This is a genomic window from Actinocrinis sp., assembly GCF_035938995.1.
Lineage (GTDB): Bacteria > Actinomycetota > Actinomycetes > Streptomycetales > Catenulisporaceae > DASZGI01.
Genome location: NZ_DASZGI010000420.1, coordinates 1 through 6,113, shown reverse-complemented (window position 1 = coordinate 6,113; position 6,113 = coordinate 1). Strand labels below are relative to the sequence as shown.

Annotated in this window: 9 protein-coding genes; all 9 read left to right on the top strand. The window is 69.2% G+C overall.

The window, feature by feature from the left end; all coding sequences use genetic code 11:
- Window positions 1-165 precede the first annotated feature (165 nt).
- Complete coding sequence (gene rpsP, locus VGZ32_RS28380) at window positions 166-615, top strand: 30S ribosomal protein S16 (protein ID WP_326889308.1); 450 nt, start codon at window positions 166-168, stop codon at window positions 613-615.
- Window positions 616-619: 4 nt separating this feature from the next.
- Window positions 620-859 carry an RNA-binding protein gene (locus VGZ32_RS28375; protein WP_326889307.1) on the top strand — a complete coding sequence of 80 codons (240 nt, stop codon included), beginning with the start codon at window positions 620-622 and terminating at the stop codon, window positions 857-859.
- 48 nt (window positions 860-907) lie between these two features.
- The gene (gene rimM, locus VGZ32_RS28370) at window positions 908-1,435 is read left to right on the top strand and encodes a ribosome maturation factor RimM (protein ID WP_349263788.1); all 528 of its coding nucleotides are present in this window, start codon (window positions 908-910) and stop codon (window positions 1,433-1,435) included.
- A 5-nt stretch (window positions 1,436-1,440) separates the two neighbouring features.
- The gene (gene trmD / locus VGZ32_RS28365) at window positions 1,441-2,277 is read left to right on the top strand and encodes a tRNA (guanosine(37)-N1)-methyltransferase TrmD (RefSeq protein WP_326889305.1); all 837 of its coding nucleotides are present in this window, start codon (window positions 1,441-1,443) and stop codon (window positions 2,275-2,277) included.
- Between the two features lie 149 nt (window positions 2,278-2,426).
- Window positions 2,427-2,780 (top strand): 50S ribosomal protein L19, encoded by a 354-nt coding sequence (gene rplS / locus VGZ32_RS28360; protein ID WP_326889304.1) that lies wholly within the window; start codon window positions 2,427-2,429, stop codon window positions 2,778-2,780.
- 133 nt (window positions 2,781-2,913) lie between these two features.
- A complete protein-coding gene (gene lepB / locus VGZ32_RS28355; protein ID WP_326889303.1) occupies window positions 2,914-3,879 on the top strand; it encodes a signal peptidase I in 966 nt (321 codons plus the stop codon).
- Complete coding sequence (gene lepB, locus VGZ32_RS28350; RefSeq protein WP_414642618.1) at window positions 3,869-4,876, top strand: signal peptidase I; 1,008 nt, start codon at window positions 3,869-3,871, stop codon at window positions 4,874-4,876. The genes lepB (VGZ32_RS28355) and lepB (VGZ32_RS28350) overlap by 11 nt, the downstream gene beginning before the upstream one ends.
- Window positions 4,877-4,937: 61 nt before the next feature.
- On the top strand, window positions 4,938-5,789 hold the full coding sequence (locus tag VGZ32_RS28345; protein ID WP_349263787.1) for a ribonuclease HII: 852 nt from the start codon (window positions 4,938-4,940) through the stop codon (window positions 5,787-5,789).
- Window positions 5,786-6,094 carry a DUF2469 domain-containing protein gene (locus tag VGZ32_RS28340; protein WP_324838803.1) on the top strand — a complete coding sequence of 103 codons (309 nt, stop codon included), beginning with the start codon at window positions 5,786-5,788 and terminating at the stop codon, window positions 6,092-6,094. The genes VGZ32_RS28345 and VGZ32_RS28340 overlap by 4 nt, the downstream gene beginning before the upstream one ends.
- Window positions 6,095-6,113: the final 19 nt, after the last annotated feature.

Sequence of the window (6,113 nt, the reverse complement as noted above, 5' to 3'; positions counted from 1 at the left end):
GGTTCGTAGCATCCCTGTCGATCTGGCAGAATTGCAGGTCGAGTACTCGGACCGTGCGGCCCCTCTCTCCGCCGGATCCGCGTCCGCAGGGACGCCCGAACCCGCAATCCCCACGCGGCGCCGCGGCGGCCCACCCGAATTACGAAATCAGGAGACCCCACTGCCGTGGCAGTCAAGATCAAGCTGAAGCGTCTGGGCAAGATCCGCACGCCGCAGTACCGCATCGTGGTCGCCGACGCCCGCGCCAAGCGGGACGGTCGCGCGATCGAGGAGATCGGCAAGTACCACCCGAAGGAGGACCCCTCCTTCATCGAGGTGAACTCCGAGCGGGTCCAGTACTGGCTCGGCGTCGGCGCGCAGCCGACCGAGTCGGTCACCGCGATCCTCAAGGTCACCGGCGACTGGCAGAAGTTCAAGGGCCTGCCCGCGCCGAAGCCGATGCTGGTCGCCAAGCCGAAGGCGGACCGCAGGGCGCTGTTCGAGGCCGCCGCCAAGGAGGCCGAGAACGAGCCCAAGGCGGCCACCACCGCCTCCCGCAAGAGGTCGGAGAAGCCGGCCGAGAAGCCCGCGGACGAGCCCAAGGCCGACGAGGCCGCGCCGGCGAGCGAGGCCTAGGCACATGCTGGAAGAGGCGCTCGAGCACCTGGTCAAGGGGATCGTCGACCACCCGGACGAGGTCGTCGTGCGGGACCGCGCGCTGCGCCGCGGCCGGATCCTCGAGGTCCGCGTGCACCCCGACGACCTGGGCAAGGTCATCGGACGGCAGGGCCGGACCGCCAAGGCGCTGCGCACCGTGATCGGCGCCCTCGAGGGCCGTTCGGTGCGCATCGACCTGATCGAAGCGCCCGGGTACCGCTAGCACATGGCGGCCAGTGACACCGCTCACGCCGACGAGCCGCAGGAAACGCTGCGGCTCGTCGTCGGGCGGATCGGCAAGGCGCACGGGCTGCGCGGCGAGGTCAGCGTCGAGGTGCGCACCGACGACCCCGAGCTGCGCTTCGCCCCCGGTGCAGAACTGGAGACCGATCCGGTCGAGCGCGGGCCGCTCACCGTCGCCGCGGGCCGGGTCCAGGGCGGCCGCCTTGTGCTGAGCTTCGAGGGCGTCGGCGACCGCACGGCCGCCGAGGCGTTGCGCAACACGCTGCTGATCGTTGAGACCGATCCGGACGAGCTGCCGGACGACCCCGAGGAGTTCTACGACCATCAGCTGGTCGGACTCTCCGTCGTCACGGTGGACGGCCGCGACGTGGGCACCGTCGCCGAAATGCTGCACCTGCCCATCCAGGACGTCTTCGCCGTCCGGCGGCCCGACGGCCGCGAGGCTCTGATCCCGTTCGTGGCGCAGATCGTGCCCGAGGTCGACCTGGAGCGCGGCACCATCGTCGTCGACCCGCCGCCCGGCCTGCTCGAACTCGCCGACCCCACGCAGCCCTGACGTCCATGCGCATCGACGTCGTCACCATCTTCCCCGAGTACCTCGCCCCCCTGGGCGTCTCGCTCATCGGCAAGGCGGCCGAGCGCCGGGTCCTCGAGATCCGCACGCACGACCTGCGCCAGTGGACGAGCGACGTGCACCGCACCGTGGACGACAGCCCGTACGGCGGCGGCCCCGGCATGGTCATGAAGCCCGAGCCGTGGGGCGACGCCCTCGACGCGATCACCGCGAACCCGCTGCCCGAATCGCCCGAGGTCGCCCCCACCTTGGTGGTGCCGACCCCCAGCGGCCGCCCGTTCACCCAGGCCAAGGCCGCCGAGCTGGCCGAACGATCCTGGCTGATCTTCGCCTGCGGCCGCTACGAGGGCATCGACCGGCGTGCCATCGAGGCGGCCGCCGACCGGATGCCGGTCGAGGAGCTTTCCCTCGGCGATTACGTGCTCGCCGGCGGAGAGGTCGCCGTCCTGGTCATGGTCGAGGCGATCGGCCGACTCCTGCCCGGCGTCCTCGGCAACGCCGACTCGGCCCGCGACGACTCGTTCGCCGCTGGACCGATGGAGAGCCTGCTTGAGGGGCCGGTCTACACCAAGCCGGCACAGTGGCGCGGCCGCGGCGTGCCCGAGATCCTGACCTCCGGCAACCACGGCGCGATCGCCCGCTGGCGCCGCGACCAGGCCCTGGCCCGGACCGTCGCGAACCGCCCGGAACTGCTCGCCCGCCTCGACCCGGTCACCCTCGACAAGTACGACCGAGCCACCTTGGCCGGGCTTGGCTGGGAGGTGCGCGACGGACGCGTCGAGCGCACCGAGGCTGAGGATTTCGTCGACAAGCAGGGCTCGTGAGAGAATTTCCGCTCGCCGGGGCTAACACAGTCCCATAGGCGTGAACGGACCGGCGCCCCTGCCACAGGGGGAGCGCCCATCAACGCCCGGCGCCCCCCGCTGAACCGAAAGTACCGCGGCTGACCTGTGGCATCCGCGAGGAGAAGACGATGCAAAAGCTTTCTGAGCTCAACGCCAAGTCGCTGCGCGCCGACGTGCCGGCCTTCGTGCCCGGCGACACGCTCAACGTCCACGTGCGGGTCGTCGAGGGCAACCGGTCCCGCATCCAGCAGTTCAAGGGCGTCGTGATCCGCCGCCAGGGCGCCGGCGTGAGCGAGACCTTCACCGTCCGCAAGATCAGCTTCGGCGTCGGCGTGGAGCGCACCTTCCCGGTGCACACCCCGGTGATCGACAAGATCGAGGTCGTCACCCGCGGCGACGTCCGCCGGGCGAAGCTGTACTACCTGCGTGACCTGCGCGGCAAGAAGGCCAAGATCAAGGAGAAGGTGGACTACAACAAGTAGTCGCCTTTGAGCCCACGCCCTCGGTACTCTCGGGTATCGGGGGCGTTCGCCTTGGCGCAGGCGGAATGAGTAGTCTGGTTAGTTGGCTACACACCAGCGCGCGGCGCTGAGCGAAGCGACTGGAGGATCGGCCGTGACCAAGGGGCGGCGACGCCGGGCGAAGCCGGCCCCCAACCAGAAGGGGCGTCGGCGCCGCCTCAAGCCCATCCGCCTATGGCGTGAGATCCCGATCCTGATGGCGATAGCCCTGGTCCTCGCCCTCGGCATCAAGACTTTCCTGGTACAGGCGTTCTTCATCCCGTCGCAGTCGATGGAGAACACGATCATGCCCGGCGACCGGGTGCTGGTGAACAAATTCTCGCCCTGGTTCGGCGCGCAGCCGCAGCGCGGGCAGATCGTGGTCTTCCACGACCCGGGCGGCTGGCTCGAGGGCACCACGACACCTACCAGCGACAACGCGCTCGTGCGCGGGATCAAGGACGTTTTCACCTTCGTCGGCCTGCTGCCCCAGAGCGATGAGCACGACCTGATCAAGCGCGTGATCGGGATTCCCGGGGACCAAGTGGCGTGTTGTGACGCGAAGGGGCGCGTGACGGTGAACGGCGTGCCCCTGAACGAGACCGCCTACCTGTTCCCCGGCGCGGCGCCCTCGACGATCACTTTCAACGTGCGGGTCCCGGCCGGCCGCATATGGGTCATGGGGGACAACCGCGGCGACTCGGCCGACTCCAGGTTCCACATGACGGGCGGATCGGACGGTACTGTGCCGATCAGTGATGTGGTGGGTCACGCGTTCGTGTTGATATGGCCGCCGAGCCGCGCCGGGGGACTGGGTGTACCGGCTACCTTTCAGCAGGAAGGTCTGACCGTCGCGCCGTCGGTTCCGGTCCAACCCGGGGCGGTGGCGCTGCTCGGCGCGTTCCCGGTGCGGTTGGCCGGGCGCCGGCTGTGGCGGTTCAGGCGTGCCCGACACGGCGAAGACAAGACAACGAGGTTGCGACGTGGCACTGGACAGACCGGAAGCGGGGGGCGCTCAGACGCAGCCCGGGACCGTGACCGACGAGCAAGACGGGGTCCTCGGCGCGCAGATGCGCCATGAGGAACGGCTCGCGGATCCGTCCGCCGCGCCGCCGCCCGCTGATCCGGCGCTGTTCGAGCAGTCTGATCGGTCCGAGGAGTCGGCCGGGCTGGTGCCGCCGGACACTGAAGCCGAAGGCGGATCCAAGGGTCCGCGGTCGGCTCTCGGCTGGATCGCCTTGCCGTTCGCCGTCTTCTGGCGGTTCCTGTTCCCGAAGACGCCGCGGCCGTTCCTGGTCGAGCTGCCGTTCCTGATCGTCTTCGCGCTGTTCCTCGCGTTCCTGATCAAGACGTTCCTGGTGCAGGCGTTCTACATCCCCAGCGGCTCGATGCAGAACACCCTCCAGATCGGCGACCGCGTGCTGGTCAACCGCGCGGCCGTGTGGCTCGGCAGCAACCCGCAGCGCGGCGAGGTCGTGGTTTTCCAGGACCCGGGCGGCTGGTTGGAGGGCGCCGAGGCCACCACCAGCAGCAGCAACTGGCTCACCGGCGCGCTGAGCTTCATCGGAGTGCTGCCTCAGGACAACGGCGACCTGATCAAGCGGGTGATCGGCGTCGGCGGCGACCACGTGGCGTGCTGCAACGCGCAAGGGCAGCTGACGGTCAACGGCGTCGCGCTCAACGAGACGTACCTCTACCCGGGTGACTCGGCCGGCTCCGGCCCCAACGGCACCTTCGACATCACGGTGCCCCAGGGGCGCCTGTGGGTGATGGGCGACCACCGCGGAGTCTCCCTCGACTCGCGCTCCCACCAGGAGCTCAACGGCGGCACCATCCCGGTCAGCGCCGTTGTCGGCCGAGCCGATCTGATCATCTGGCCGCCGAGCCACTGGGGCACACTCCCGGTGCCTAACACGTTCAAGCAGGTCGGCCTGTCCGCCCTCTCCACGCCGGGAGGAATCCCCGCAGCCGCGATGGTGGGCGCGTTCCCCGTCACCCTCATGCGCCGTCGCCTGAGGTCTCGCGACATCAGAAGGGCCAAGCGTCGGGCCGCGCGCCCAGCAGACCAGTCCGTATAGCTAGTCTGAATACGTGTCAGTCCAACAGCAGCTCGACGTCGGCTTCCCACAGCCGCCCGCTCTGAGCGACGAGGTAGACCTCTACGCCTATGAGCGGGCGCTGTGCGAAGCCGGCTACGGGCCGGTCGCCGGGGCCGACGAGGTGGGCCGTGGAGCCTGCGCGGGGCCGCTGGTCGCCGGGGCCGTGATCCTCCCCCCGGACCTGCGCCCCACCGGCCTCAACGACTCGAAGCTGATGACCCCCGCGGCCCGTGACGAGGCGTACGAGCAGATCGTCAAGACGGCCGCGTGGGCTGTGGCGGTGATCCCGGCCGCCGACGTTGACCGGATGGGCGTCCAGGAGGCCAATTACGAGGCCCTGAGGCGCGCGGTGGCCGGTTTGGGCATCCAACCGGTGTTCGTGCTGTTTGACGGCTTCAGGGTGCCCAACGCGGGCGTGCCGAGCCATGCCGTGGTCAAGGGTGACCGACTGGCGGCATGTATCTCGGCAGCGTCCGTGATCGCGAAGGTCACAAGGGACCGGATCATGACCGGGCTCGATGGAACCCACCCGAACTACGGCTTCGCCTCACACAAGGGCTACTCCACGGCGGTCCACCAGGCCGCGCTTCAGCGCTGGGGCCCGTGCGCCGAGCATCGCATGACCTACGCGAACGTGGCCGCTGCCAGGGCGTTGGTCGCCGCGACCACCCCCTTGCCCGCACAGGACCGCGCAGAGGACACCATCGGCCGGTTTGTGGGTCAGAATGGGAGCAGGAGCGCCCTGCCCGTCCAGGGCGAACTCCGAGGACCAGGCGCAGAAGAGGCAGACGCAGACACACACGTGGAAGCAGAAGCGGGAGCAGGCAACGACAGCGCCGGGTCCGCTGAGCAGGCACAGGCAGTACAGGAGACCAGGGGAGCACGGGCATGAGCGCCGAGGATCTCGAGAAGTACGAGACCGAGATGGAGCTTCAGCTCTACCGGGAGTACCGGGACGTGGTCGGGCTCTTCAGGTACGTGGTCGAGACGGAGCGCCGGTTTTACCTGACGAACCACGTAGATCTTGACGTACGCAGCGCCGACGGCGAGGTCTACTTCGAGGTGACCATGTCCGACGCGTGGGTGTGGGACATGTACCGCCCCGCCCGCTTCGTCAAGAACGTCAAGGTCGTCACCTTCAAGGACGTCAACGTCGAGGAGCTGGCCAAGGCTGACCTCGAGGTCCCGACCGACTGATGCCCGCGACGTCCCGACC

Coding starts and splice junctions, on each gene's coding strand:
- VGZ32_RS28375 (WP_326889307.1), top strand. CDS start 620: ATGCTGGAAGAGGCGCTCGAGCACCTGGTCAAGGGGATCGTCGACCAC.
- trmD (WP_326889305.1), top strand. CDS start 1,441: ATGCGCATCGACGTCGTCACCATCTTCCCCGAGTACCTCGCCCCCCTG.
- VGZ32_RS28340 (WP_324838803.1), top strand. CDS start 5,786: ATGAGCGCCGAGGATCTCGAGAAGTACGAGACCGAGATGGAGCTTCAG.
- lepB (WP_414642618.1), top strand. CDS start 3,869: ATGCGCCATGAGGAACGGCTCGCGGATCCGTCCGCCGCGCCGCCGCCC.
- rplS (WP_326889304.1), top strand. CDS start 2,427: ATGCAAAAGCTTTCTGAGCTCAACGCCAAGTCGCTGCGCGCCGACGTG.